The 24,700-nt window shown below is 71.9% G+C and carries 26 protein-coding genes; 10 read left to right on the forward strand and 16 right to left on the reverse strand.

The genetic code is table 11. From position 1 onward, the window contains the following. Window positions 1-27 precede the first annotated feature (27 nt). Window positions 28-2,331, forward strand: coding sequence for a glycoside hydrolase family 3 N-terminal domain-containing protein (locus ACIQJT_RS29735; RefSeq protein ID WP_402648703.1), 2,304 nt, complete (start codon window positions 28-30; stop codon window positions 2,329-2,331). Window positions 2,332-2,484: 153 nt separating this feature from the next. Here ACIQJT_RS29735 and ACIQJT_RS29740 read toward each other — a convergent pair whose 3' ends face one another. The 4 genes from ACIQJT_RS29740 to tsaB are packed head-to-tail and all read right to left on the reverse strand — an operon-like array spanning window position 2,485 to window position 4,997. After that, the gene (locus ACIQJT_RS29740; protein WP_402648705.1) at window positions 2,485-2,742 is read right to left on the reverse strand and encodes a hypothetical protein; all 258 of its coding nucleotides are present in this window, start codon (window positions 2,740-2,742) and stop codon (window positions 2,485-2,487) included. Further along, window positions 2,739-3,824, reverse strand: coding sequence for a tRNA (adenosine(37)-N6)-threonylcarbamoyltransferase complex transferase subunit TsaD (tsaD, locus tag ACIQJT_RS29745; RefSeq protein ID WP_053846752.1), 1,086 nt, complete (start codon window positions 3,822-3,824; stop codon window positions 2,739-2,741). Before tsaD ends, ACIQJT_RS29740 begins: the two co-directional genes overlap by 4 nt. After that, entirely contained in the window at window positions 3,817-4,314 is a 498-nt protein-coding gene (gene rimI, locus ACIQJT_RS29750) for a ribosomal protein S18-alanine N-acetyltransferase (protein ID WP_365456251.1), read from the reverse strand. The genes tsaD and rimI overlap by 8 nt, the downstream gene beginning before the upstream one ends. A 29-nt stretch (window positions 4,315-4,343) precedes the next feature. Next, a complete protein-coding gene (gene tsaB, locus ACIQJT_RS29755) occupies window positions 4,344-4,997 on the reverse strand; it encodes a tRNA (adenosine(37)-N6)-threonylcarbamoyltransferase complex dimerization subunit type 1 TsaB (RefSeq protein ID WP_365456049.1) in 654 nt (217 codons plus the stop codon). A gap of 180 nt (window positions 4,998-5,177) precedes the next feature. Here tsaB and ACIQJT_RS29760 point away from each other — a divergent pair, with 180 nt between their 5' ends. Then, window positions 5,178-5,726: a hypothetical protein gene (locus tag ACIQJT_RS29760; protein WP_365456052.1), complete on the forward strand. Its 549-nt coding sequence runs from the start codon at window positions 5,178-5,180 to the stop codon at window positions 5,724-5,726. A 7-nt stretch (window positions 5,727-5,733) separates the two neighbouring features. Here ACIQJT_RS29760 and ACIQJT_RS29765 read toward each other — a convergent pair whose 3' ends face one another. From ACIQJT_RS29765 to ACIQJT_RS29790, 6 genes are all read right to left on the reverse strand, one after another. Beyond that, the gene (locus ACIQJT_RS29765; RefSeq protein ID WP_179200377.1) at window positions 5,734-5,907 is read right to left on the reverse strand and encodes a hypothetical protein; all 174 of its coding nucleotides are present in this window, start codon (window positions 5,905-5,907) and stop codon (window positions 5,734-5,736) included. A 155-nt stretch (window positions 5,908-6,062) separates the two neighbouring features. Then, complete coding sequence (gene tsaE / locus ACIQJT_RS29770; protein WP_053846755.1) at window positions 6,063-6,569, reverse strand: tRNA (adenosine(37)-N6)-threonylcarbamoyltransferase complex ATPase subunit type 1 TsaE; 507 nt, start codon at window positions 6,567-6,569, stop codon at window positions 6,063-6,065. Next, complete coding sequence (locus ACIQJT_RS29775) at window positions 6,541-7,794, reverse strand: alpha/beta fold hydrolase (protein ID WP_402648711.1); 1,254 nt, start codon at window positions 7,792-7,794, stop codon at window positions 6,541-6,543. The genes tsaE and ACIQJT_RS29775 overlap by 29 nt, the downstream gene beginning before the upstream one ends. Window positions 7,795-7,866: 72 nt before the next feature. Further along, window positions 7,867-9,036 carry an alanine racemase gene (alr, locus tag ACIQJT_RS29780; protein ID WP_365456058.1) on the reverse strand — a complete coding sequence of 390 codons (1,170 nt, stop codon included), beginning with the start codon at window positions 9,034-9,036 and terminating at the stop codon, window positions 7,867-7,869. A gap of 83 nt (window positions 9,037-9,119) precedes the next feature. Beyond that, complete coding sequence (locus tag ACIQJT_RS29785) at window positions 9,120-9,641, reverse strand: M23 family metallopeptidase (protein WP_365456061.1); 522 nt, start codon at window positions 9,639-9,641, stop codon at window positions 9,120-9,122. A 212-nt stretch (window positions 9,642-9,853) separates the two neighbouring features. Further along, window positions 9,854-11,287, reverse strand: coding sequence for an NAD(P)H-hydrate dehydratase (locus ACIQJT_RS29790; protein WP_365456063.1), 1,434 nt, complete (start codon window positions 11,285-11,287; stop codon window positions 9,854-9,856). Between the two features lie 382 nt (window positions 11,288-11,669). Between ACIQJT_RS29790 and ACIQJT_RS29795 the strand changes: the two genes are divergently transcribed. Further along, entirely contained in the window at window positions 11,670-11,954 is a 285-nt protein-coding gene (locus ACIQJT_RS29795; RefSeq protein ID WP_365456066.1) for a hypothetical protein, read from the forward strand. Window positions 11,955-11,975: 21 nt separating this feature from the next. Here ACIQJT_RS29795 and ACIQJT_RS29800 read toward each other — a convergent pair whose 3' ends face one another. Together ACIQJT_RS29800 and ACIQJT_RS29805 are read right to left on the reverse strand one after the other, a co-directional pair. Next, window positions 11,976-12,347 (reverse strand): holo-ACP synthase, encoded by a 372-nt coding sequence (locus ACIQJT_RS29800; RefSeq protein ID WP_053846761.1) that lies wholly within the window; start codon window positions 12,345-12,347, stop codon window positions 11,976-11,978. Between the two features lie 29 nt (window positions 12,348-12,376). Continuing rightward, entirely contained in the window at window positions 12,377-12,784 is a 408-nt protein-coding gene (locus ACIQJT_RS29805) for an ATP-binding protein (RefSeq protein ID WP_365456069.1), read from the reverse strand. Window positions 12,785-13,021: 237 nt separating this feature from the next. On the opposite strand from ACIQJT_RS29805, the gene ACIQJT_RS29810 reads away from it, so the two are divergent. Continuing rightward, the gene (locus ACIQJT_RS29810; protein ID WP_365456072.1) at window positions 13,022-13,825 is read left to right on the forward strand and encodes a helix-turn-helix transcriptional regulator; all 804 of its coding nucleotides are present in this window, start codon (window positions 13,022-13,024) and stop codon (window positions 13,823-13,825) included. Window positions 13,826-13,833: 8 nt separating this feature from the next. Beyond that, on the forward strand, window positions 13,834-14,049 hold the full coding sequence (locus ACIQJT_RS29815) for a DUF397 domain-containing protein (RefSeq protein ID WP_402648716.1): 216 nt from the start codon (window positions 13,834-13,836) through the stop codon (window positions 14,047-14,049). Here the strand turns inward: ACIQJT_RS29815 and glmS are convergent. Next, the gene (gene glmS / locus ACIQJT_RS29820) at window positions 14,010-15,857 is read right to left on the reverse strand and encodes a glutamine--fructose-6-phosphate transaminase (isomerizing) (RefSeq protein WP_365456078.1); all 1,848 of its coding nucleotides are present in this window, start codon (window positions 15,855-15,857) and stop codon (window positions 14,010-14,012) included. The two genes, ACIQJT_RS29815 and glmS, sit on opposite strands and share 40 nt — an antisense overlap. A gap of 128 nt (window positions 15,858-15,985) precedes the next feature. Between glmS and ACIQJT_RS29825 the strand changes: the two genes are divergently transcribed. From ACIQJT_RS29825 to ACIQJT_RS29835, 3 genes are all read left to right on the forward strand, one after another. Then, a complete protein-coding gene (locus ACIQJT_RS29825; RefSeq protein ID WP_402648719.1) occupies window positions 15,986-16,918 on the forward strand; it encodes a CbrC family protein in 933 nt (310 codons plus the stop codon). Window positions 16,919-16,998: 80 nt separating this feature from the next. After that, a complete protein-coding gene (gene coaA / locus ACIQJT_RS29830; RefSeq protein WP_402648721.1) occupies window positions 16,999-17,967 on the forward strand; it encodes a type I pantothenate kinase in 969 nt (322 codons plus the stop codon). Between the two features lie 26 nt (window positions 17,968-17,993). Then, window positions 17,994-18,914, forward strand: a complete 921-nt coding sequence (locus tag ACIQJT_RS29835; RefSeq protein WP_402648724.1) for a DUF389 domain-containing protein — start codon at window positions 17,994-17,996, stop codon at window positions 18,912-18,914. Window positions 18,915-19,005: 91 nt separating this feature from the next. On the opposite strand, the gene glmM is transcribed toward ACIQJT_RS29835, so the two are convergent. From glmM to rplM, 3 genes are all read right to left on the reverse strand, one after another. Continuing rightward, window positions 19,006-20,364 carry a phosphoglucosamine mutase gene (gene glmM / locus ACIQJT_RS29840; RefSeq protein WP_365456090.1) on the reverse strand — a complete coding sequence of 453 codons (1,359 nt, stop codon included), beginning with the start codon at window positions 20,362-20,364 and terminating at the stop codon, window positions 19,006-19,008. Window positions 20,365-20,518: 154 nt separating this feature from the next. Continuing rightward, window positions 20,519-21,040: a 30S ribosomal protein S9 gene (gene rpsI / locus ACIQJT_RS29845; protein ID WP_053846769.1), complete on the reverse strand. Its 522-nt coding sequence runs from the start codon at window positions 21,038-21,040 to the stop codon at window positions 20,519-20,521. A 42-nt stretch (window positions 21,041-21,082) separates the two neighbouring features. Continuing rightward, window positions 21,083-21,526 carry a 50S ribosomal protein L13 gene (gene rplM / locus ACIQJT_RS29850; RefSeq protein WP_053846770.1) on the reverse strand — a complete coding sequence of 148 codons (444 nt, stop codon included), beginning with the start codon at window positions 21,524-21,526 and terminating at the stop codon, window positions 21,083-21,085. A 519-nt stretch (window positions 21,527-22,045) separates the two neighbouring features. Between rplM and ACIQJT_RS29855 the strand changes: the two genes are divergently transcribed. Together ACIQJT_RS29855 and ACIQJT_RS29860 are read left to right on the forward strand one after the other, a co-directional pair. Continuing rightward, on the forward strand, window positions 22,046-22,933 hold the full coding sequence (locus ACIQJT_RS29855) for a hypothetical protein (RefSeq protein WP_402648727.1): 888 nt from the start codon (window positions 22,046-22,048) through the stop codon (window positions 22,931-22,933). Window positions 22,934-23,126: 193 nt separating this feature from the next. Continuing rightward, window positions 23,127-24,500, forward strand: a complete 1,374-nt coding sequence (locus ACIQJT_RS29860; protein WP_402648730.1) for a glycoside hydrolase family 26 protein — start codon at window positions 23,127-23,129, stop codon at window positions 24,498-24,500. Window positions 24,501-24,700: the final 200 nt, after the last annotated feature.

Raw genomic sequence — 24,700 nt, forward strand, 5'->3', positions numbered from 1 at the left:
CTGACAGTCGAGCCCGACAGGAGTTACATGACCACCGCGCCCTGGCGTGACCCCGCCCTGACCGCCTCCGCCCGCGTCGACGACCTCCTCTCCCGGATGACCCTGGAGGAGAAGACCGCCCAGCTCTACGGCGTGTGGGTGGGCGCCAGCACGGACGGGGACGGAGTCGCCCCCCTCCAGCGCGAGATGACCGCCGACTACGACTGGGACGAGCTGATCACCCGGGGCCTGGGCCAGCTCACCCGCCCCTTCGGCACCGCCCCCGTGGACCCGGCGCTGGGCGCGCAGGCACTGGCCCGCGCCCAGCGCCGTATCGCCGAGGCCGGCCGCTTCGGCATTCCGGCGCTCGCCCACGAGGAGTGCCTGGCCGGCTTCACCACCTGGCGGGCCACCGCCTATCCGGTGCCCCTCGCCTGGGGCGCGAGCTGGGACGCCGAGCTCGTCGAGGAGATGGCCGGCGCCATCGGCCGCGACCTGCGCGCGGTCGGCGTCCACCAGGGACTGGCCCCCGTCCTGGACGTCGTCCGCGACCCGCGCTGGGGACGGGTCGAGGAGACGATCGGCGAGGACCCGTACCTGGTGGGCACGATCGGCGCCGCCTACGTCCGCGGTCTGGAGTCGGCCGGGATCGTCGCCACGCTCAAGCACTTCGCCGGGTACGCCTCCTCGGCCGGCGCCCGCAACCTCGCGCCCGTGCGGGCGGGGGTGCGGGAGTTCGCCGACATCACCCTGCCGCCCTTCGAGTTCGCCCTGCGCGAGGGCGGGGCCCGCTCGGTGATGGCCGCGTACACCGACACCGACGGCGTCCCGGCCTCCGCCGACCCCGGCCTGCTGACCGAACTGCTGCGCGAGCAGTGGGGGTTCACCGGCACGGTGGTCGCCGACTACTTCGGCATCGGCTTCCTCCAGAGCCAGCACCGCATCGCCGGCACCGAAGCGGGCGCGGCCCACGCGGCCCTCGCGGCGGGCCTCGACGTCGAACTGCCCACCCTCAAGTGCTACGGCACCCCCCTGATCGACGCCGTCCGCGCGGGCGAGATCCCCGAGTCCCTGATCGACCGGGCGGCCCGCCGGGTCCTGCTCCAGAAGTGCGAGCTGGGCCTCCTGGACGAGGACTGGGACCCGGAGCCCACCGGGCGGATCGACCTCGACTCGACGGCGAACCGCGCCCTGGCCCGCCGCCTCGCCGAGGAGTCCGTGGTCCTCCTCGACAACCCGGACGGCCTGCTCCCGCTGGCCCCGGACACCCGGATCGCGGTCGTCGGCCCCCGCGCCGCCGACGCCCTCGCCATGCTGGGCTGCTACTCCTTCCCGTCCCACGTCCTCACCCACCACCCCGACATCCCGATGGGCATCGAGATCCCCACGGTCCTGGAGGCCCTGCGCACCGAACTCCCCGACGCCAAGGTGACGTTCACCGAGGGCTGCGGGGTCGACGACCCGGACACCGCGGGCTTCGAGGAGGCGGTGGCCCGGACGGCCGAGGCGGACGTCTGCGTGGCGGTGCTCGGCGACCGGGCGGGCCTGTTCGGCCGGGGCACCTCGGGCGAGGGCTGCGATGTGACGGACCTCCGGCTGCCCGGTGTGCAGGCGGAGTTGCTGGACTCGCTGGTCGCGACCGGCGTCCCGGTGGTGCTGGTCCTGCTCACCGGCCGCCCCTACGCGCTCGGCCGCTGGGACGGCCGGCTCGGCGCGGTCGTCCAGGCGTTCTTCCCCGGCGAGGAGGGCGGTCCCGCGGTCGCGGGAGTGCTGTCGGGCCGGGTCAACCCCTCGGGCCGCCTCCCGGTGAGCGTGCCCCGGGTGCCCGGCGGCCAGCCGTGGACCTACCTCCAGCCGCCGCTCGGTCTCGCGGGCGAGGTCAGCAACCTGGACCCGACCCCGCTGTACGCCTTCGGGCACGGGCGCTCCTACACGGAGTTCGTGTGGGAGGACTTCACGGGCGGGGCGCCGGCGGAGATCGGCACGGACGGCACGTACGACGTGTCGGTGACCGTGCGCAACGCGGGGGGCCGGGCGGGCGCCGAGGTCGTCCAGCTGTATCTGCACGACCCGGTGGCCTCGGTGACCCGCCCGGACGTCCGGCTGATCGGCTACCGGCGGCTGGAGCTGGAGCCGGGCGAGTCCCGCCGGGTGACCTTCCGCTTCCACGCCGAGCTGTCGGCCTTCACCGACCGCAGGGGCCGCCGCGTCGTCGAACCGGGCGACCTGGAGCTGCGGTTGTCGGCATCGAGCGCGGAGACCCGGCACACGGCCAGGTTGCACCTGACGGGCCCGGTGCGGGAGGTGGGCCCGGACCGACGGCTGCGCTGCGAGACGGAGGTGTCGGACTGAGCACGGTCCGCCGGCGGTCCGGTCTCCGCACCGGACTCCTCGAAGCCCTCGGTGAACACCGCCTCGGCCGCGGGGAGTCCGGTGCGCAGCGCCTGAAGGACCGGGCAGGCGGTGTCCGCCCGGATGCCGGGGCGAGTCCCGTCCGCCCCCGGCTCAGTCCGCCGTGACCGACTCGAAGCGCCAGCGGTGCACCGCGCGGGCGACCAAGTCACCGCCCGGCTCCGGCAGTTCGGGCAGCTCGGCGTCGTAGGCCGCGTCCCACCACGTGATGACGAGGACGCGGTCCTGCGGCGCCCGGAGCGTCTCCCGCCGCAGCGGCCGTACCGGAAGCTCCTGCCGGCGGGCCCAGGCGAGCAGTTCCTCGCCCCGGCCCTCGGCCGCCCGGGCCTCCCACATCAGCGCGACCGTCACGAGTAGAGGTTCTCCTTGCTGACCTCGTGCACGTGGTCGTGGCCCGGCACGTGCGGGTCGGTCACCGGCAGGGAGGAGTCGGCGGAGAGGTCCCAGGCGGAGGCGGGGCGGCCCCGGGCCACCATCTCCGCGCCGAGGGCGGCGACCATCGCGCCGTTGTCGGTGCACAGCTTGGGCCGCGGGACCCTCAGGCGGATCCCGGCGGCCTCGCAGCGCTCCTGGGCCAGGGCCCGCAGCCGGGAGTTGGCGGCCACACCGCCGCCGATCATGAGGTGGTCGACGCCCTCGTCCTTGCAGGCCCGCACGGCCTTGCGGGTCAGTACGTCCACGACCGCCTCCTGGAAGGAGGCCGCCACGTCCCGCACCGGCACCTCCTCCCCCGCGGCCCGCTTGGCCTCGATCCAGCGCGCCACCGCCGTCTTCAGACCGGAGAAGGAGAAGTCGTACGCCGGGTCGCGCGGCCCGGTCAGGCCGCGCGGGAAGGAGATCGCGTCCGGGTCGCCCTCGCGCGCGTACCGGTCGATGACCGGGCCGCCCGGGAAGCCGAGGTTCAGCACCCGGGCGATCTTGTCGAAGGCCTCGCCGGCCGCGTCGTCGATGGTCGCGCCCATCGGGCGGACGTCGGAGGTGATGTCGGAGGACAGCAGCAACGACGAGTGACCGCCGCTGACCAGCAGCGCCATCGTCGGCTCGGGCAGCGCCCCGTGCTCCAGCTGGTCGACGCAGATGTGGGAGGCGAGGTGGTTGACGCCGTAGAGGGGCTTGCCGAGGGCGTAGGCGTACGCCTTCGCGGCGGACACCCCGACGAGGAGGGCACCGGCGAGTCCGGGGCCGGCGGTGACGGCGATGCCGTCGAGGTCGCGGGCGCTGACCCCGGCTTCCTTCAGCGCACGGTCGATGGTGGGGACCATGGCCTCCAGGTGCGCCCGGCTCGCGACCTCCGGCACCACACCGCCGAACCGGGCGTGCTCGTCGACGCTGGACGCGATGGCGTCGGCCAGCAGGGTGGTCCCCCGGACGATGCCGACGCCGGTCTCGTCACAGGAGGTCTCGATGCCCAGGACAAGCGGTTCATCAGCCATTGATCTCAGTTCCTCGTTCGGATGTCGAACCCGCGGCGGAGCCGCTGTCGGATGCAGTGGTCAGTCGCATGACCAGGGCGTCCACGTTGCCCGGCTGGTAGTAGCCGCGCCGGAAGCCGATGGCCTCGAAGCCGAAGCGCTCGTAGAGCTTCTGGGCGCGGATGTTGTCGATCCGGCACTCCAGCATCACCTCGGCGCACTCGAAGGCGGTCGCGGCCCGCAGCAGCTCGGTCAGCAGCGTCGCCCCGAGTCCGGTCCCCCAGTGGTCGCGGGCGACGGCGATGGTCTGGACGTCCGCCAGCTCGCCGGCGGAGGCCAGCCCGGCGTAGCCGACGATCCGCCCGCCCTCCTCGGCCACCACGTACCGCCGGGTGGCCTCGGGCCCCCGGGAGTGCGCGAGTTCGGACCAGAACATGCCCCGGGACCAGGCGTCCTCCGGGAAGAGGTCCTTCTCCAGCTCCAGGACGGGATCGATGTCCCACCACCGCATCTCGCGCAGCACAGGAATCGGGGGTGTGGTCACTTGGGGGTGACCACCTTGTAGTTCTTGGGGACCTGCGCGTCGGGCCGCCGCAGGTACAGCGGGCGCGGGGCGGGCAGTTCCTCCCCGGCCCCGATGCGCTCGGCGGCGAGAGCGGCGAGCCCGGCGGCCGACACGTGCTCGGGCGCGCGGGCGTCGGGGAAGGTGTCCGGGTAGAGCAGCGCCCCGGCTCCGACCGCGGGCATCCCCTGGACCCGCTCGGCGATGTCGGCGGGCCGGTCGACCGCGGGATCGCCCACGCGGGTGCGGGGGTCGGAGTAGGCGGCCCAGTAGACCTCCTTGCGCCGCGCGTCGGTGGCCACGACGAAGGGGCCGTCGACCTCGGCCGCGTAGGCGAGTCCGTCCAGGGTGCACACGCCGTGCACGGGGATGCCGAGCGCGAGTCCGAAGGTGTCGGCGGTCATGAGCCCGACGCGCAGCCCGGTGTAGGGCCCGGGGCCGATTCCCACGACGATCCCGGTGACCGCGTCCAGCTTCACCCCCGCGTCCGCGAGCACCCGGTCGACGGCCGGCAGCAAGAGTTCCCCGTGCCGTCGCGCGTCCACCTGGCTGAACGAGGCGGCGACGTCCCGCCCGTCGTGCAGGGCGACGGTGACGGCGGGGGTGGCGGTATCCAGAGCGAGCAAGAGCACGCAAACAGCCTACGGCTCCGGGACGACCTGGGTGGCCGCAGGCCGCCGGAGGCACCCGGGGGTGTACCGGTGCGACACCTGCTCCGCCGCTCGGGCGCCGCCGGGCGCGACGGCGCGGAAGGCGCCCGGTGAGCTGCTACGGTCGCCACAAATCAGGACCAAGCACTCCAGGGGTGACCGGTGGCAACCAGCAACGCGGCGTTCGTGACCGCCCTCACCGCGGCGGCCCTCGCGACGGTCGGCTTCCTCGCCTACCAGGCCTCCGCGACGGTTCCCGCCAGGCCCCACGCGGGCGGCGCCCCGGCGGCCGTCGCCTCGAAGGCCCCCCGCGACCAGCGGGACCCCACCGCCCTGCCGGCGGGCTCGGGCGCGGGCGAACGAGTGGTGTACTCCCTGGACGACAACCGGGTCTGGCTGGTCGGCGCCGGCGACAGGGTGGTCCGCACCTTCGCGGTCGTCCCCGGCACCATCGACCCCGCCCCGGGCGTCTACACGGTGACCTCCCGCTCGAACTCCGTGACCGGCACCGACGGCACGCCCATCGAGCACGTGGTCCGCTTCACCAGCGTGGACGGAGTGGCCATCGGCTTCAGCGCGGCCGTGGAGAAGGCGGGGTCCTCCGCCCCCATGACCACGGTGCCGACGGGCGGCATCCGGGAGTCCCGGGAGGACGGCGACGCGATGTGGGACTTCGCGACGATCGGGGTGAAGGTCGCGGTGATCCACTGAGGCCGGCTCAGGCCGCCTTCGGGCGCTCGGCGCCGGCCGCCCGCGCCGTTCCCGGATCGGGCACCCGCGGCGGTGTGGAGACGGCTTCTGCCGCCGCGCAGGACGCCAGCAGATCACGCATGGACACACCGCCGACGAGCGCGTACGGCTGCGGCTGGGGCCGGTTCTCGGTGGCCGACATGGACGCCTCCTGAAGTTCGGGGGCGGCGTAGTTAGGTACACCTAACTACGAGCTGGGTACCATGTGACCACGCACAAGACGTCCAATGCAATATCTTGCCGACGGATTGTCGGAACGTTCACCGAAAACGTCCCCGGGAGGACGCGCCGGACCCTTCAGGCCGTGAGCACGCTGAGGTCGGCCGCGGCCCACCGCTCCCCGAGCGGAGTCAGCGTCACGTGCCGCACCTCGTCGGTCGTGTCCCCGACCGCCCGGTGGATCCGCACCTGGAGCCGGTCGTCGGTCAGTTCCTCGACCTTGCCCTCGCCCCACTCCACGACGATCACCGACTCCGGCAGCGAGACGTCGAGATCGAGGTCCTCCATCTCGTCGAGCCCGCCGCCCAGGCGGTAGGCGTCCACGTGGACGAGGGGCGGTCCGTCCCCCAGGGACGGGTGCACGCGGGCGATCACGAAGGTCGGCGAGGTGACGGCCCCCCGCACCCCGAGCCCCTCACCGAGTCCGCGGGTCAGCGTCGTCTTGCCCGCGCCGAGCTCCCCGCTGAGCATCACGAGGTCCCCGGCGCGCAGCAGCTTGGCGAGCTTCAGGCCCAGCTCGCGCATCTGTTCGGGGGAGGTGACGGTCAGCTCGGTCTCAACCGGGTTGCGCGGTACTGCTTCCATAACCGCCAACGGTAGCCCCTGCGGGCACCGCCCCCGCGCGGGTGAGGAGGTCGGCGAGGCGGTCGGTGACCACTTCCGGGTGTTCCAGCATGACGAGGTGCCCGGCGTCCGGGACCAGCACCAGCTCCGCCTCCGGCAGCAGGGAGGCGATCGCCTCGCTGTGCTCGCTGGGCGTCACCATGTCGCCCACCCCGGCGAGGACGAGCACCGGCTTGTCCGCGAAGTGCGCGAGGGCGGCGGTCTTGTCGTGGTTGTCGAACGCCGGGTAGTACTCGGCGACCACGTCGATCGGGGTGCTCTCGATCATGCGCTCGGCGAAGCGGACGATGGCCGGGTCGACGTCCCGGGAGGCGAAGGAGTACCGCTTGATGATCCCGGCGAACAGGTCGGCGGTGGCCCGCCGCCCCTTCTCCACCAGGTCGGCCCGCTGCCCCAGCGCCCTGAGAACGCCCGGCAGCACCCGCCGCACGGCGTTGACGCCGGCCACCGGAAGCCCGAAGTTGACCTCGCCGAGCCGCCCGGACGACGTCCCGACCAGGGCCACCGCGACCACCCGGTCACGGATCAGCTCGGGGTACCGGTCGGCCAGTGCCATGACGGTCATCCCGCCCATGGAGTGCCCGACGAGCACGATCGGCCCCTGCGGCACGGCCGCGTCGATGACGGCCTTCAGGTCCTGCCCGAGCTGATCGATGTCGACCGGCACCCCGTCCTGCACCTGCCGCACCCCCCGCCCGGACCGCCCGTGGCTGCGCTGGTCCCAGTGCACGGTCCGTACGACACCCCGGAGCGCCGCGCGCTGGAAGTGCCAGGAGTCCTGGCTGAGGCAGTAGCCGTGGCTGAAGACGACGGTGACGGGGGCGGGGGATTTGCGCCCGAACAGCCGGCGCCGGCGCGGCGACAGCGCGGGTCCGGCCTCCGGGTCGAGGTCGTCGACCTCGTAGTACAGCTCGGTGCCGTCCTCGGCGTACGCCTTGCCCGGGGTGCCCCGCAGTGCGCCGTACGGCCCGGTCGAGTCGAGGGCGAGCCGCGCCCGCTGCCGCATCCCGCGTCCGACGGTGAGCCGTTCGAGGGCCACGCCCGCCGCGGCACCCGCGGCGATCACGCCTATCGCGGCGCCGGCGATCCCGGTCGCCCGGCGCCAGCCCGCGCCCGCCCCCGCCGCGGAGGCGAGGGCCACCGACGCGGCGGCGTCGACGACGGCCTCCGCACTGCTCTCGCTCACGTACCGCTCCTGTTCACTGGGTCGGGTGATACCGGTGTCGCGGGCCTCGCGGCACTGACGCGCACTGTGCGACTACCCCGCTTGTTCCTCGTTCACATAGACGCGGGGAACGCGTGTTCCGATGCGGGTCACGATCTCGTACGCGATGGTGCCCGCGGCCTGCGCCCAGTCCTCGGCGGTGGGCTCGCCCCGGTCGCCGGGGCCGAAGAGCACGGCCCGGGTGCCGGTGGGGGGTTCGTCGCCGCCGAGGTCCACCACGAACTGGTCCATGGCGACCCGCCCGGCGACCGTGCGCCACTTGCCGTCGACCAGCACCGGTCCGGCGCCGGAGGCGTGCCGCGGGATGCCGTCCGCGTAGCCGACGGGCACCAGGCCGAGGGTCGTCTCGCCGGGGGTGACGTAGTGGTGGCCGTAGCTGACGCCATGGCCGCCGGGCACGCGCTTGACCAGCGCGAGCGACGCCGACAGCGTCATCACCGGGCGCAGGCCGAAGTCGGCGGGGACGCCCAGCTCGGGGCTGGGCGAGATGCCGTAGGTCGCGATGCCGGTCCGGACGAGGTCGAAGTGGCTCTCCGGAAGGGTCAGCGTGGCGGGCGAGTTGGCGATGTGCCGCACCTCGGGGCGCACGCCCCGGCCCTCGGCGTACGCCAGCATCTCCCGGAAGAGGGTGAGCTGGGCGGCGATGGAGGGATGCCCCGGCTCGTCGGCGCAGGCGAAGTGCGACCAGAGGCCGGTGACGGTGAGGAGTCCTTCGGCCTGGGCGCGCAGCGCCTCGGCGACCAGCTCGGCCCAGTCCTCGCCCGGCTGACAGCCGCCCCGCCCGAGCCCGGTGTCGGCCTTGAGCTGCACGCGCGCGGGGACGCCGGCCCCGCGGGCCGCCGCGACGAGCTCGCGCAGCGCCCACATCCCGCTGACGGACACGTCGAGGTCGGCCTCGATCGCCTCCCGCCAGGGGCCGCCGGGCGTCCACAGCCAGCACATGATCCGCCCCGGCAGCCCGGCCTTCCGCAGCGCCAGAGCCTCCTCCGGCGTGGCGGTCCCGAGCCAGCGCGCGCCCGCGTCGACCGCGGCGCGGGCACAGGGCACCGCGCCGTGGCCGTACGCGTCGGACTTGACCACGGCCATGAGGTCGGCGCCCGACGCGCGGGCGCGCAGGGCCCGCACGTTGGCCCGCAGCGCGGCCAGGTCGATCTCGGCGCGGGCGCGCAGGGGTGCGGTCGGGGCGGTCGCTGTCTCGTTCATGGCGCCCCCAGTGTCTCAGAGGCGGCCGACACCGCCGATGAGCACGTCCCGGGACGCCTCCACGCGTGCGTGTGTCACGCGGGTCAAAGGATCAGACCGTGCCGGGCCAGGTACTTCACCGGGTCGATGTCGGAGCCGTACGGGCGCCGGGCGCGCACCTCGAAGTGCAGGTGCGGGCCGGTGGCTCGGCCGGTGGCGCCGCTGCTGCCGATCCTGGTGCCGGCTTTCACCTTGGCGCCCCGGGCGACCGAGATGCGCGAGAGGTGGGCGTAGACGACGTACCGGGAATCGCTCAACTTGATCGTCACGGCCTTTCCGTACGATCCCGACCAGCTCGCCAGGACGACGACGCCGGTGCCCACGGCGTAAACCGGGGTTCCCTTCGCCACCGCAAGATCCACTCCGGTGTGGTAGCCGGCCAGCCAGTTCCCCCGCACCCGGTAGCGCATGGTCACCCTGGCCCGTTTCCGGATGGGGCGACACCACTTGGCCGCCGCGAGGGAGCGGTCACCGACCTCGACGTCGACGTCCTCGGCGGCCGCCAGCAGTTCCTCGAATTCCGGGTCGAAGTCGCTGCCGCAGTTCCCGTCGTGCTCTTCCTCCAATGGTTCCGGATTGTCCCCGCGGAAACCGAGAACGGGACTCCCCAGAACGACTGCGGCTCCTCCCAGCAGTTCCCGCCGGGTGGTGCCTCGTATATTTGGCTCATCCATGCGGCCAGCGAAACATCGCCCTTTCGGCTCCGCATATTCGACCGACCGGTATTGGTCCCATCAGGTACTAGTTCGCGCTCATGCACCCGTCTGCCGGTCCGCGCTCAGGCGTCCGTCACGTCCCGCCATGCCGCCGGCACCGCCTCGGCCACGTCGTGCGCTCCCACCGGGGCACCGTCCGCCGCGAACCGTCCGGCGAGGCCGTGCAGGTACGCGCCCACGCTGCCGGCGTCCAGAGCGCTCAGCCCGGACGCGAGCAGGGACCCCGCGAGACCGGAGAGGACGTCACCGCTGCCGGCGGTGGCCAGCCATGCCGTGCCGGTCGGGTTCACCCGCACCGCCCCGCCGCCCGCGTCGGCGACCAGCGTGGTCGAGCCCTTGAGCAGCACGGTCGCGTCGTAGCGCCCGGCGAGTTCGCGCGCCGAGGCCAGCCGGGCCCCCTCGACCTCCTCGCGCGCCACCCCGAGGAGCGCGGCGGCCTCCCCGGCGTGCGGGGTCATGAGGGTCGGCGCGGTACGCGCGCGTACGGCGTCCCGGTCGGCGAGCCGCAGCCCGTCCGCGTCGATGAGCACCGGCACGTCCGAGGCCAGCACCTCGCCCACGGCCGAGGCGTCGTCCCCGGCCCCCGGTCCGACGACCCACGCCTGCACCCGCCCCGCCTGCTTCGGCCCCCGGTCGGAGACGAGCGTCTCGGGGAAGCGGGCGATCACGGCGTCCGCGGCCGGCCCGACGTACCGCACGGCCCCGGCGCCGCCCCGCAGCGCCCCGTACACGGCGAGCACGGCGGCTCCCGGATAGCGCGCGGACCCGGCGGCGATCCCGACGACTCCACGCCGGTATTTGTCACTCTCCCCGCTCGGCACGGGCAACAGCCGTCGTACGTCGGCGTGTTGAAGGGCCTCCAGCTCGGCGTGCGGGGGAAGGGACAGCCCGATGTCGACGAGCCGCACCGAACCGGCGTACTCCCGCGCGGGATCGATCAGCAGCCCCGGCTTGTGCGTCCCGAACGTGACGGTCAGGTCCGCCCGTACGGCCGCCCCGCGCACCTCCCCCGTGTCGGCGTCGACGCCGCTCGGCAGGTCGACGGCGACGACGGCGGCCCGGGACCGCTCGGCCACCTCGGCCAGCCGGGCCGCGTCGGGGCGCAGTCCGCCCTTGCCGCCGATCCCCACGATCCCGTCGAGGAGGAGGTCGGCCTTCTCGATGAGCCGCTCGGCACCCTCGACTCCCACGGCCCGCCCCCCGGCCCGGCGCAGCGCGGCCAGCCCCGCGGAGTGGGCGCGTTCGGGCGCCAGCAGCACGGCGGCCACCCCGGCGCCCCGCCGCGCCAGGCGCGCCCCCGCGTAGAGGGCGTCCCCGCCGTTGTCCCCGCTGCCGACGAGCAGCACGACCCTGCGGCCGTACACCCGCCCCAGCAGGTCCGCGCAGGCGGCGGCCAGCCCGGCCGCCGCCCGTTGCATCAGCGCGCCCTCCGGCAGCCGTGCCATCAGCTCCCGCTCGGCGGCCCTGACCGTCTCCACGTTGTACGCAGTACGCATGGAACCGAGTCTCCCCCGTCCCGGCCGCGGACGAACAAGCCGTGCCCGGCGCGGCGACGGTCCTGGAAGGATCAGTTCCGGACGCCGACGACGAAGAGAGAGGCACCTGAAAGCGCGTTCCCCGGCAGGTCAGGCGGAATAAAGCAGTCCGGGGCGATCACTTCCGGCCAGATTCGCTTCTGCTCCGCACGCAAAACGAAAGCGCTCACCAGGCACCATCACGCACTTGTAGGCATATGCCCGGACCTGAGGCCGTCTCAGACGTCACGTCCGCCCCCTGCCACCCCTGTGCGAAACGCTCAACAAAACGCACACTGAGGGCGTTTCGGCGAGCGCAGCCGCACCCGCGGCGGTCGCCCATCCCGTGGAGGACGTGCGCGCGATGACCGATCCGGACAGACCCGCCGTGCCTCTCGCCCGGACCGTCCGCCGAGCCGGACGCCTGCTGTGCTGGAGCCTGGCCACCGCCTGGACCGCGGCCGCGGTCGACGTCACCGTCTCTCCGCGCGCCCGCTGGTGGAACACGCTCTGGCCGCTGCCCTGGTACCTCACCTGCGCCTGCGCCGTCGCCTGGGCCGTGCTGCGCGCTCGCGAGAAGGCGGCCCGCGGCGGCCACGAGCCGCGGACCGGGACCGACGTCCGCACGGATTGGGACCAGGCCGCCTGAGAGTCCGGACGGCGGCTTCGGTCACCCCTCCGCGATCACCACGGCCGACGCGACCCCGGCGTCATGGCTGAGCGAGACGTGCCACGACCGCACCCCGAGCGCGGCGGCCCGCGCTGCGACGGTCCCGGTGACCCGCAGCCGGGGCTGCCCGCTGTCCTCGACGTACACCTCGGCATCGGTCCAGTGCAGCCCGGCCGGCGCCCCGAGCGCCTTGGCCAGGGCCTCCTTCGCGGCGAACCGGGCGGCCAGCGAGGCGACTCCGCGCCGCTCCCCGCTGGGCAGCGTCAGCTCACTGTCCAGGAACAGCCGCCGGGCCATCCCCGGCGTACGCTCCAGCGACGCCGCGAACCGCTCGATCTCGGCGACGTCGATACCGACCCCGATGATGCTCATCCGGGCACTCTACGATCCTCCCGGCACCCTCAGGCCGCGGCCAGCTCGCACCACACGTACTTCCCCCGGCTGCCGTGCCTGGCCAACGGCTGCCACCCCCACAGGTCGGCACACGCCTTCACCAACGCCAGCCCCCTCCCCTCCTCCGCCTCCCGCAGCAGATCCATCTCGCCCGGCGGCTCGGGCGGTTCGGGGTCGGCGTCCCACGCACCGATCCGCAGCACCCCGGCCGACCAGCACACCCGCAGCGCGGCCGGCCCCTTCGTATGGCGTACGGCGTTCGAGACCAACTCCGCAGCGAGGAGCTCCGCGGTGTCCGTCAGACGGATCAGACCGTGCAGGGTGAGGATCAGGCGCAGGGTGCGGCGGGCGACGGTGACTGCTCGGAGGTCGTTCGGGATGTACAGGGTGTACTCCCAGGGTGCGCTTTCGGGCATGCGGCAACTCCAGTCAGGTGGCAGGGGGTTGGCTGCGGTGGCAGTGCCGCCACGGCCGTCCTGGCGGGACGGGGCGGTGCGCTTCCGCAGCGTGTCGTTCTCGTCACCGACGGTAGATCTATACATAGAGATTGAGCAAGTGGATCGCGTAATCTGACCCCGAACGAGTCGCGCCCCCAGGCGCGTTGGACCTAGGAGCGTTCGAGAGCTTTGAGGCGCGAACCGACGGCACGCCAGATGCGACTGGCCACTGAGCTGCGCAGACTCCGAGAGGCCGCGGACCTCACCGCCCGCCAGGCGGCAGCGCTGCTAGGTGTGAGCCCGGCCCAGATCACTCACATCGAGTCCGCCCTCGCAGGGGTGAGCGAGAAGCGACTACGCCGCCTCGCGGCCCACTACGCCTGCACGGACGAGGAGTTCATCGACGCCTTGGTCTCGATGGCCACCGATCGCACCCGAGGCTGGTGGGAGGAGTACCGGGGGCTGCTGCCCACGCCGTTCCTGGACATCGCCGAGCTGGAGCACCACTCCACGTACCGGCACGACGTGGAATTCCTGTTCATCCCCGGCCTGCTCCAGACGCCGGACTACGCCCGCGCCGCCTTCTCGTCCAGGGTCCCCGAACTGCCCGACGAAGAGCGTGAATTGCGTGTACGCCACCGCATGGAGCGTCAGCGGATCACGGTCCCGTACGAGGCGGTCATCCACGAGGCGGCGCTGCGCATCCGGCTCGGGGACCGCGCCGCCTCACGCGCCCAGCTCAACCACGTCCTCGCACGCTCCGAAGCGGATCACATCACCGTGCGCGTGATCCCCTTCGACCTGGACGGATTCGGAGGAACGTGGAGCACCATGATGCTCGCCGGCGGCCCCGTGCCCCGGCTGGACACCGCCGTTCGTGACGCACCCCACGGCACCGCCTTCGTCGATTCCGAAGCCCAACTAGGCGTCTTTCGAACGCTCTTCCATAGAGTGAAGGACGCGTCACTGGACCCTGAGCGCTCCCGTGACTTCATCCACAGGCTGGGCAAGGAACTGTGAGGCACCCCATGACCGAGAACTGGCGGAAGTCGTCCTACTCAGGCGGCGGCGACGGCAACAACTGCGTCGAGATCGCCACCCACCCCACCCACATATCCGTCCGCGACTCCAAGACCCCGGCCGGCGCCACCCTCACCCTGCCGACCGAAGCCTTCGCCACCTTCCTCGACGGACTGAAGGAACCTCACTCCACCGTGACCGACTTCGCCAGGTTCCTCGGCTGATCCACCTCGTTGCCCCGGGCCGTCGCCAGCTCGCACGCGAACACCTGCAACGGCACGGTCGCCACCAGCGGCTGGAGCAGCGTCGGCGTGGCCGGGATCCGGATCAGATGGTCGGCGTACGGCACCACCGTCTCGTCGCCCTCCTCCGCGATCACGATCGTGCGCGCGCCCCGGGCCCGGATCTCCTGGATGTTGGACACGATCTTGTCGTGGATCACGGACCGTCCCCGGGGCGACGGTACGACCACGACGACAGGCAGGTCCTCCTCGATCAGGGCGATCGGCCCGTGCTTCAACTCCCCCGCCGCGAAGCCCTCGGCGTGCATGTAGGCGAGTTCCTTGAGCTTCAGCGCGCCTTCGAGGGCCACCGGATAGCCGACGTGCCGCCCCAGGAACAGCACCGTGTTCTTGTCGGCCAGCGAGCGGGCCAGCGCCCGCACCGGCTCCATCGTCTCCAGCACCCGCTCGACCTCGCCGGAGATGTGCGAGAGGTCCCGGATGACGGCGGTGATCTCGTCGCCCCACTTGGTCCCGCGCACCTGCCCCAGGTACAGCGCGACCAGGTAGCACGCGACGAGCTGCGTGAGGAACGCCTTCGTCGACGCGACCGCGACCTCGGGCCCCGCGTGCGTGTACAGCACGGCGTCCGACTCACGGGGGATCGTCGAGCCGTTGGTGTTGCAGATCGCGAGCACCTTGGAACCCTGCTCGCGGGCGTGCCGCAGCGCCATGAGGGTGTCCATGGTCTCCCCGGACTGGGAGATCGCGATCACCAAGGACCGCGGTCCCAGGATCGGGTCCCGGTAGCGGAACTCGCTCGCCAGCTCCACCTCGCAGGGGATGCGGGTCCAGTGCTCGATGGCGTACTTGGCGATCATCCCGGCGTGGAAGGCCGTACCGCACGCCACGATGACGACCTTGTCCACCTCCCGCAGTTCGGCGTCGGAGATGCGGACCTCGTCCAGCGTCAGGGAACCGGCCGCGTCGATACGGCCGAGCAGGGTGTCGGCGACCGCCTTCGGCTGCTCGGCGATCTCCTTGAGCATGAAGTAGTCGTAGCCGCCCTTCTCGGCGGCGGAGGCGTCCCAGTCGATGCGGAAGGAACGCACGTCGGCGGGCCGGCCGTCGAAGCCGGTGACGGTCACGCCGTCGCGCCGCACCTCCACGACCTGGTCCTGACCGAGTTCGATCGCGGAGCGGGTGTGGGCGATGAAAGCGGCCACGTCCGACGCCAGGAACGCCTCCCCCTCCCCCACGCCCACCACGAGCGGCGAGTTCCGGCGGGCGCCCACGACCACGTCCGGCTCGTCGGCGTGCACCGCGACCAGCGTGAACGCACCCTCCAGCCGCCGGCACACCAGTCGCATGGCCTCCGCGAGGTCGGCCGTCGCCGAGAACTCCTCGGTGAGCAGGTGCGCGACGACCTCGGTGTCGGTCTCGGAGGCGAGCTCGTGCCCCCGCTCCTCCAGCTCGCCCCGCAGCGCGGCGAAGTTCTCGATGATCCCGTTGTGGACGACGGCGACCCGCCCGGCGTTGTCCAGATGCGGATGCGCGTTGGCGTCCGTCGGCCCGCCGTGCGTGGCCCAGCGCGTGTGCCCGATACCGGTGAGCCCGGTCGGCAACGGCCGGTCCACCAGCTCCTTCTCCAGATTGACCAGCTTCCCGGCCTTCTTCGCCGCCGCCAGCCCGCCGTCCGCCAGCACGGCGACGCCTGCCGAGTCGTACCCCCGGTACTCCAGCCGCTTCAGCCCGGCCATCACGACATCGAGCGCCGACTGCGACCCCACGTATCCCACGATTCCGCACATGCGCGGCAGCCTAGGGCGCGGGCGGCGCCGGATCACGGCACTTCGTGCCCGGATTCGGATATCGCCGCGCCGGAGCACACTGCGATCATGGGCGTCCGGCCCTGATCCCCACTGGTCGTAGGAGCCACGTGAGCTACAGCATGTACGTCTGGCGTTTCGTGGACGAGGAACCCGCCCCCATGGACGAATCCGCGATACGCGACACCCTCGGCCCCGTCACCGTGGGCGGCATGCCCCCCACCGGTCTGCCGGAGTCCTGGGACCTCGAAGCCGAGGACGGCGGTGGGTCCGAGGTGTACGGGGACGCACTCGGGCTCACGTTCCACCGCTTCTCCCCCGGCCGGATCCTCGATCACGTGGCCGCACTCGTCCGAAGGACCGGCGCGGGCGTCATGCCGCTCGACTGCCCGATGATCATCACGAGCGAGGCCGACCGCGGACACCTCCCGGAGAGCCTGCGCGCGGAAGCGATCGTCGTGACCCCCGAGGCCCTGACCGGACGGGCGATCCAGCTCGTGATCTCCCCGCAGCCGGAGCCCCGCAGACGCCCCGCCCTGCCTTCGTTCCCCTACCACCCCAGCCCCGTCGCCACCGGATCCGTCATCGCCTCCGACGACCGGTGCGTGTGCTGCGGACAGGAACGCGGCTGGATCTACACCGGCCCCGTCCACGCCACGGACGCCCCGGACTCCGGCATCTGCCCGCACTGCATCGCCTTCGGCAAGGCCGCCGAGCGTTACGACGCCACCTTCACCGACGGCATCGAGGGTGACGTACCAGAAGACGTCGTGACAGCGATCCTCAGGCGCACCCCGGGGTTCTCCGCCTGGCAGTCGCCGCCCTGGCTCACGCACTGCGGTGACGGCGCCGAGTTTCTCGGTCGCGTCGGGGCGAAGGAGCTCGACGGGTACCCGGACGCCGTCGACCACCTCCGCCGGCAGTGGCCCCACGACGGCTTCGACGACCACCTCGGCTCCCTCGACAAGGACGACCAGCCCACCGCGTACCTCTTCCGCTGCCGGGTCTGCGCGACCCACCTCGCCCACGCGGACTTCACGTGACGGGCCCCGCGTGACGCACCCCACCCCCCACCCCGTTCAAACTCCGTTAACAATGGACTGTGATCTCTCCGGTCTCCCCGATGCCCCGGAGCGCCCACCGGCACAAGCCGGAGGCGACTCCCTACGTCGACCTCACCCGAGCGGAGTGGAGTGCGCTGCGCGACAAGACGCCGCTCCCCCTCACCGCCGACGAGGTCGAGAAGCTGCGCGGCCTCGGGGACGTCATCGACCTCGACGAGGTGCGGGACATCTACCTCCCGCTGTCCCGGCTGCTGAACCTGTACGTGGGCGCCACGGACGGCCTCCGAGGCGCACTGAACACCTTCCTCGGCGAGCAGGGCTCCCAGTCCGGCACCCCGTTCGTCATAGGGGTCGCCGGATCGGTCGCGGTGGGCAAGTCGACCGTCGCCCGACTCCTCCAGGCGCTGCTGTCCCGCTGGCCCGAGCACCCCCGCGTCGAGCTGGTCACCACCGACGGCTTCCTCCTCCCCACCCGGGAACTGGAGGCCCGCGGGCTCATGTCGCGCAAGGGCTTCCCGGAGTCGTACGACCGCCGCGCGCTGACCCGTTTCGTGGCCGACATCAAGGCGGGCAAGGACGAGGTCACCGCCCCCGTCTACTCCCACCTGATCTACGACATCGTCCCGGACCAGCGGCTCACCGTCCGCCGCCCCGACATCCTGATCGTCGAGGGCCTGAACGTCCTGCAACCGGCCCTGCCCGGCACGGACGGCCGCACCCGCGTCGGTCTCGCCGACTACTTCGACTTCAGCGTGTACGTCGACGCGAGCGCCGAGGACATCGAGCGCTGGTACCTCAGCCGGTTCAAGAAGCTCCGGCAGACCGCCTTCCAGGACCCCGACTCGTACTTCAGGAAGTACACCCAGGTCTCGGAGGAGGAGGCCCTCGACTACGCCCGCACCCTGTGGCGCACCATCAACAAGCCCAACCTGGTGGAGAACATCGCCCCGACCCGCGGCCGCGCCACCCTCGTCATCCGCAAGGGCCAGGACCACAAGGTGCGCAAGCTCAGCCTCCGCAAGCTGTGACCACCGGCGCCTGTTAGAAAGGCGTCATGCTGCATCTGCGCCTGATCACACCGTCCGACCGGACCGCCGACGTGGTCCGTCTGATCGAGGGGACGGTCGGCACCACCCATCTCGTCGTGCTGCCGGGCGCGGCCCGCAACCCGCAGGGGGACGTCGTCCTGTGCGATGTCGCCCGTGAGGCCGGCGACGAACTCCTCAGCGAACTCCAGGAGTTGGGCCTCGACGACAGCGGCTCCATCGCGGTGGAGAACATCGACCTGTCCCTGTCGAAACGCGCCGACAAGGCCGAGGCGGAGGCACCCGGCGAGGGCGCGGACGCGGTCCTGTGGGAGCACCTGACCGATGCCACGCACGAGGAGTCGACGCTCTCCGCCACCTACCTGGCCTTCATCACCCTGGCCACGATGATCGCGGCCTGCGGTGTGGTGCTCGACAACGCGGTCCTCATCGTGGGCGCGATGGCGGTGGGCCCGGAGTTCGGCCCCCTCGCCGGCATCTCCACCTCGATCGTGCAGCGCGCGCCCCGCCTGGCCCTGCGCTCCCTGATCGCCCTGCTGGCCGGCTTCGCCGTGGCGATGGCCGTGACGGTGGGCTTCAGTCTCTTCATGGACGCGCTGAACCTGTTCAGCGAGGGCAAGCTGGAGGGCGACCGTCCGCAGACCGGCTTCGTCTACGCCCCGGACGCCTTCTCCTTCATCGTCGCCGTCCTCGCGGGCGCCGCCGGCACCCTCTCCCTGACGTCGGCGAAGTCCGGCGCCCTGGTGGGCGTGGCCATCTCGGTCACCACGGTCCCGGCGGCCGCCAACGCCGCGGTGGCCCTCAGCTACGGCGACACCAACCAGACCTGGGGCTCGACGGAGCAGCTCCTCCTGAACCTCCTGGGCATCGTCCTGGCGGGCACGCTGACCCTGCTGCTCCAGAAGTGGGCCTGGCGGAAACGCCGTTAGGGGCGCGGGGAACTGCGCGACCAGCCACGACGGACCCGCAGCCCGCACCAGCGCAGGACCCCCGCCCCCACCCCGGACCCGGACCCGGACCTCAGCCCAGCGCGGACTTCACCGCATCCGCGAGCCGCCCGGCAACGGACCGCGCCTGATCGATGTCCGCGGCCTCGACCATCACCCGCACCAGCGGCTCCGTACCCGAGGGCCGCAACAACACCCGCCCCGTCTCCCCGAGTTCCCGCTCCGCCTCGGCGACGGCGGAAGCCAGTTCCGCGGACGTCGACACCCGCGACCTGTCCACATCAGGCACGTTGATCAGAACCTGCGGCAACCGCTCCATCACCGAGGCCAGCTCCCGCAGCGAGCGCCCGCTCTGCGCGACCCGCGCCGCCAGCATCAGCCCGGTCAGCGTCCCGTCCCCGGTCGTCGCGTGATCGAGGATGATGACGTGCCCGGACTGCTCGCCGCCGAGGGCGTACCCGTGCTCCTTCATCTCCTCGAGCACGTACCGGTCGCCCACCGCGGTCTGGACGAGCCGGAGCCCCTCCCGCTCCAGCGCCAGCTTGAACCCGAGGTTCGACATGACGGTCGCGACCACGGTGTCGGACCGCAGCGCGCCCCGCTCCTTCATCGCGAGCGCGAGCACGGCCATGATCTGGTCGCCGTCCACCTCCTCGCCGGTGTGGTCGACGGCCAGGCACCGGTCCGCGTCCCCGTCGTGCGCGATGCCGAAGTCCGCCCCGTGCTCGACGACGGCGGCCTTCAGCAGATCGAGGTGGGTGGAGCCGCAGCCGTCGTTGATGTTGAGCCCGTCCGGCTGGGCACCGATGGTGATCACCTCGGCGCCGGCCCGCGAGAACGCCTCCGGCGACACCCGGGCGGCGGCGCCGTGCGCCTCGTCGAGGACGATCCTCAGCCCGTCGAGCCGGTTCGGCAGTACGGCGATCAGGTGGGCCACGTACTTGTCGAAGCCCTCGGTGTACTCGCGGACCCGGCCGACACCGCCGCCGGTGGGCCGCTCCCAGGGCTCACCGCCCTTGTGCTCCTCGTAGACCGCCTCGATGCGCTCCTCCAGCTCGTCGTCGAGCTTGTGCCCGCCGCGGGCGAGGAACTTGATGCCGTTGTCGGGCATGGCGTTGTGGCTGGCGGAGAGCATGACACCGAGGTCGGCGCCGAGCACGCCCGTGAGATACGCCACCGCGGGGGTGGGCAGCACTCCGACGCGCAGGACGTCCACACCGGCGCTCGCGAGGCCCGCGACGACGGCGGCCTCCAGGAACTCCCCGGACGCGCGCGGGTCCCGTCCGACCACCGCCGTCGGCCGGTGGCCCTGGAACGTACCCGCCTCGGCCAGCACGTGCGCCGCCGCGACCGACAGACCGAGCGCCATCTCGGCCGTCAGATCCGCGTTGGCGACACCGCGCACGCCGTCCGTGCCGAAGAGTCGTCCCACTTGTCCTCCTGAGGAAGCGTCAGTAACGGAGATCATCCGATCACATGAGCCTTTGAGCGCCTTGTGCCGTTATACGCCTAAGGCTGTGATAAACGAACGCCCCGGCGGCACTGTGGCGTGCCGCCGGGGCGTTCGGACGTACAGGCAGCTGCGATTAACGCTTGCTGTACTGCGGAGCCTTGCGGGCCTTCTTGAGACCGGCCTTCTTGCGCTCGACCGCACGGTCGTCGCGGCGGAGGAAGCCGGCCTTCTTGAGGGCGCCGCGGTTGTTGTCCACGTCGGCCTCGTTCAGCGCGCGGGCCACGCCGAGGCGCAGGGCACCGGCCTGACCGGAGACGCCGCCACCCGAGATGCGGGCGATGACGTCGTAGCGGCCCTCGAGCTCGAGCACCTTGAAGGGCTCGTTGACTTCCTGCTGGTGCACCTTGTTCGGGAAGTAGTCCTCGAGGGTGCGACCGTTGATCTTCCACTTGCCGGTGCCCGGGACGATCCGGACGCGGGCGATGGCGTTCTTGCGACGGCCCAGGCCGGCGGCCGGCTGCGGGTCGCCGAAGCGGGACGCGAGCGACTCCGAGGTGTACTCGCCCTCGACGGGGACCTCGGACTCGGTGGTGTAGCTGTCGATGTCGACGATCTCTTCGCCCTCGACGGGCGTCTCGACGGTGGTCTCGGCCACGATTCTCCTCAGATTCTCTTCTGTCTTAGGGGGTGGCCGGACTTACTGCGCGACCTGGGTGATCTCGAACGGCACCGGCTGCTGGGCAGCGTGCGGGTGCTGGTCGCCCGAGTAGACCTTCAGCTTCGAGAGCATCTGACGGCCCAGGGTGTTCTTGGGGAGCATGCCCTTGACGGCCTTCTCGATGGCCTTCTCGGGGTTCTTGTCGAGGAGCTCGTCGTAACGGACGGAGCGCAGACCACCCGGGTAGCCGGAGTGGCGGTACGCCATCTTCTGGGTCCGCTTGTTGCCGGACAGGTGCACCTTGTCGGCGTTGATGATGATGACGAAGTCACCGGTGTCGACGTGAGGGGCGTAGATCGGCTTGTGCTTGCCGCGCAGCAGGGAGGCGGCAGTGGTGGCGAGACGGCCCAGGACGACGTCCTGAGCGTCAATGACGTGCCACTGGCGAGTCACATCGCCGGGCTTGGGGCTGTACGTACGCACTTCGCAGCCTTCTTCTTCAGTGGATGGGTGCTGACACATGGCATCACTGAAGCGATCGTGCAGCTGGGGACGACAATGGCCGGGTCACTGCCCGTATGCCGCCCACTGGTAACTGCTCCAGGGAACCTAGGTAAAGGCCACTCGGTGAGAATGAGGAGGCCGATACACAACGAAGAAGCAGGATACCCGGGGTCCCACGGACGGGTCAAAACGAGTCCGGCGGCGAGGGAGACGTCGCCGGCGTGCACGGCGGCCCGCCCCGGGTCTCCCGCGGCGGGGGCGACGCGCTCCCTGCGCCGGCCTCCCGTCCCTCGCGGTACCGGCCGAGCGTGGCCCGCGCCACATGTGCCGTCGGGGCCCCGATCTCCTGCACCGGCGCCGCAGGCGGCGGCCAGGCAGAACGCCACACCAATCACCCGGAGATGTCATGTTTGCCCGTGCTTCTTCCCCCGAACGCCGGGCACTGAGGGGCTTGTTGGGGCGGAGCAGTGGACCGCGTGCCCGTCTAAGATGCGCCCCATGAGCTTTGGGCAGCAGGGGGGACCCCCGTCCCAGTGGGATCCCTGGAAACCGCAGTCGCAGCAGCCGTGGAGCAGCGGCGGGGGCGAGCAGACTCCGGACTGGGCCGCGCTCGCCGAGGCCTCCGAGATCCGCAACAAACGGCGCCGGCTGTTCTTCATCGTCGGCGGCGCGCTCGCCACCGTGGCGATCGGCACCGCCGTGGCGATGGCCGTCGTGTCGGCGAACGGCGGTGACGAGGCGAACAAGCCGGCGTCCTCGCTGTCGGCCGCGGCGCTCCCCAGCGCGAGCGGCACCGCCCCGTCGTTCGCGCCGACCAGCGCCCCGCCGCCGCTGGACCCGAAGGACTTCATCGCCAGCAAGGCCAAGGACTCGGCCCCGCTCAGCGCCAAGATCCTCTTCCCGGGCACCCAGCTCACCATGGGCTCGACCGTGTACAAGAAGGGCACGACCTCCGACACGAAGAACTGCGCCGCGACGGACGGCGTCCAGGCCAGCCTCGGCAAGATCCTCGCCGCCGACGGCTGCACCCAGTTCATGCGCGTCAGCTACACCAAGGACGGCGTCTCGGTGACCGTCGGCGTGGCCGTCTTCGACACGGAGGCCCAGGCGACGAAGGCGAAGGGGCAGGTCAACACCAAGAAGGACATCGTCAAGTCGCTGCCCGGCGGCGCGGTCAAGGCCTTCTGCAACTCGGCGATCTGCCGCACGACCTCGAACTCCTACGGCCGCTACGCGTACTTCACCATCGCCGGCTTCGCCAGCGGCAAGAACGTCACGGAGAAGGACACCGCGGTCTTCAGCATCGGCGACAACCTGGCCGAGTTCACCTTCCGCCAGATCCACCGCCGCGGCGAGGCCCAGGCATCGGCGGCCGCGAGCGAGTGACCCGGCGCGCCGCCGTGTGAGAGCCTCCCCTTTTCCGATCACGCGCCGATCAGCAGTCCCGGGGGCCCGTCCATGGCCGCGCACCACATGTCCAGGCGCCACCTGCCTGCCGCTGCCCGCGGCCTCGGCGCCGCCGCCCTCGCCGCCTCGGCCGTCGCACGGCTCAGCGCGGTCCCGGCCTGACGCCTTGGACATGCGAGGGCGGGTCCGGATCGCGGGGGCCGCGGCCGGGGCGGCGCTGCTGGCCCCGCTGGGGGTGTGGGCATGGTCCGAGCGCAGCGGACAGGGGACCGCGCTCGTCCCCACCGAGCTGCGCGACCGGGACCCCAAGGCCGTGCCCGCGGCCCGGCGGGTGTACGCGTTGCTGGCCGGCCTGGAGAACGACGCCCGGCGCGACCGCTCGTCCCGCACGCTGATCGGGCAGCACGTGGAGCTGCACAACGAGCGGTACAACCCGCAGTACGGCGACTACCGCGGCACCAAGCAGCCCGGCTACTACTACCGCAAGGCACGGGACATCACGGGAAAGCTGCCCGCCTTCGTGGAGCTGGACCTCGGGCCCGGCTACGGCCGGCCCGGCTGGGCGGTGGGTGAGGCGCGCTCCTACAACCGCGACTGGCCGAGCTGTCGTCGTGACTGGGGGTATGTGGAGGACGCCGTGGACCTGGCCGTCGGCGTGTGGGCGGGACTGCCACGAGCCGCCGACGGCTCCTACCGCCCCTCCGGCACGCACCGGGAGTGCGCCACCGGCATCGAGGTCTCACTTCCGGACAACGGGGGCGGGCCCGCCGGCCTGGTCGGCTTCTCCTTCCACCAGCCCTACCCGGGCAGCCCCGTCAAGGGCTTCCCGGAGACCCGGCACAGCAACTCTCCCGGGGCGAGGGACCCCGGCTGGTTCGGCCGGGTGGTCACCGAAGGCACCACCGAACACCGGGCTCTGCTGCACGACCTGGCCTTCCTCGCGGACCACCTCGGCTACCTCGCCGACCGCGGGGTGCCGGTGCTGCTGCGGCCGTACCACGAGATGAACACGGTGCCGGGCCGCGGTTTCTGGTGGGCGGGGCAGGACCCGGCCGCCTTCCACAGACTGTGGCGGCTCACGTACGACTACCTCGTGAACCGTCGTGGCCTGCATCACCTGATCTTCGTCTGGTCGCCGAACTCCTGGGACGGCGGCTACGGCCGTGACCCCCGGCCGTACTACCCCGGCGGCCGTTTCGTCGACGTCGTCGGAGTCGACGACTACAGCGACACCCCGGCCGAGCCCTTCGGCGGGGGTTCCTGGACCGAGGTCTGGTACCGCGGCCTGGAGGCGTACCGCAGGCCGCGGATCATGGCCGAGTCCTTCCACGTACCGCTCAACGCCCAGCAGCCGGGGACCCTGTCCCGGACGCCGTGGGTGCTGTGGACGGTGTGGGGCCAGGCGCTGTCGTACGACAACGTCTCGGCGCCTCGCGCCAAGAACACCGCCGCCGACGTGAAACGCACCTATGCGTCACCGAGGGTGATCACCGGTGGTCATCGGGGTGTGTCCGACGCTGTTAGCAGATCACCACACAAGACGTGACTTGATTAACTTTTGAACACATCACCCTCACAAGCGTTTTCACTTTCACGCACGTGTGTAAAGATCTGTCTTCTGTTCGATCAGTCTTCGGGCGCCCGGGGGGGCATCTGAGCGCGGCTGATCGGAGGCGCCAAAGAAGGCGTTGAGGGGATGGACCCGGAACCACACCAGGCGTCACGGTGCGCACTCATGCCGTGACG

Origin of the sequence: Streptomyces sp. NPDC091972, from assembly GCF_044756385.1 — a bacterium.
GTDB lineage: Bacteria > Actinomycetota > Actinomycetes > Streptomycetales > Streptomycetaceae > Streptomyces.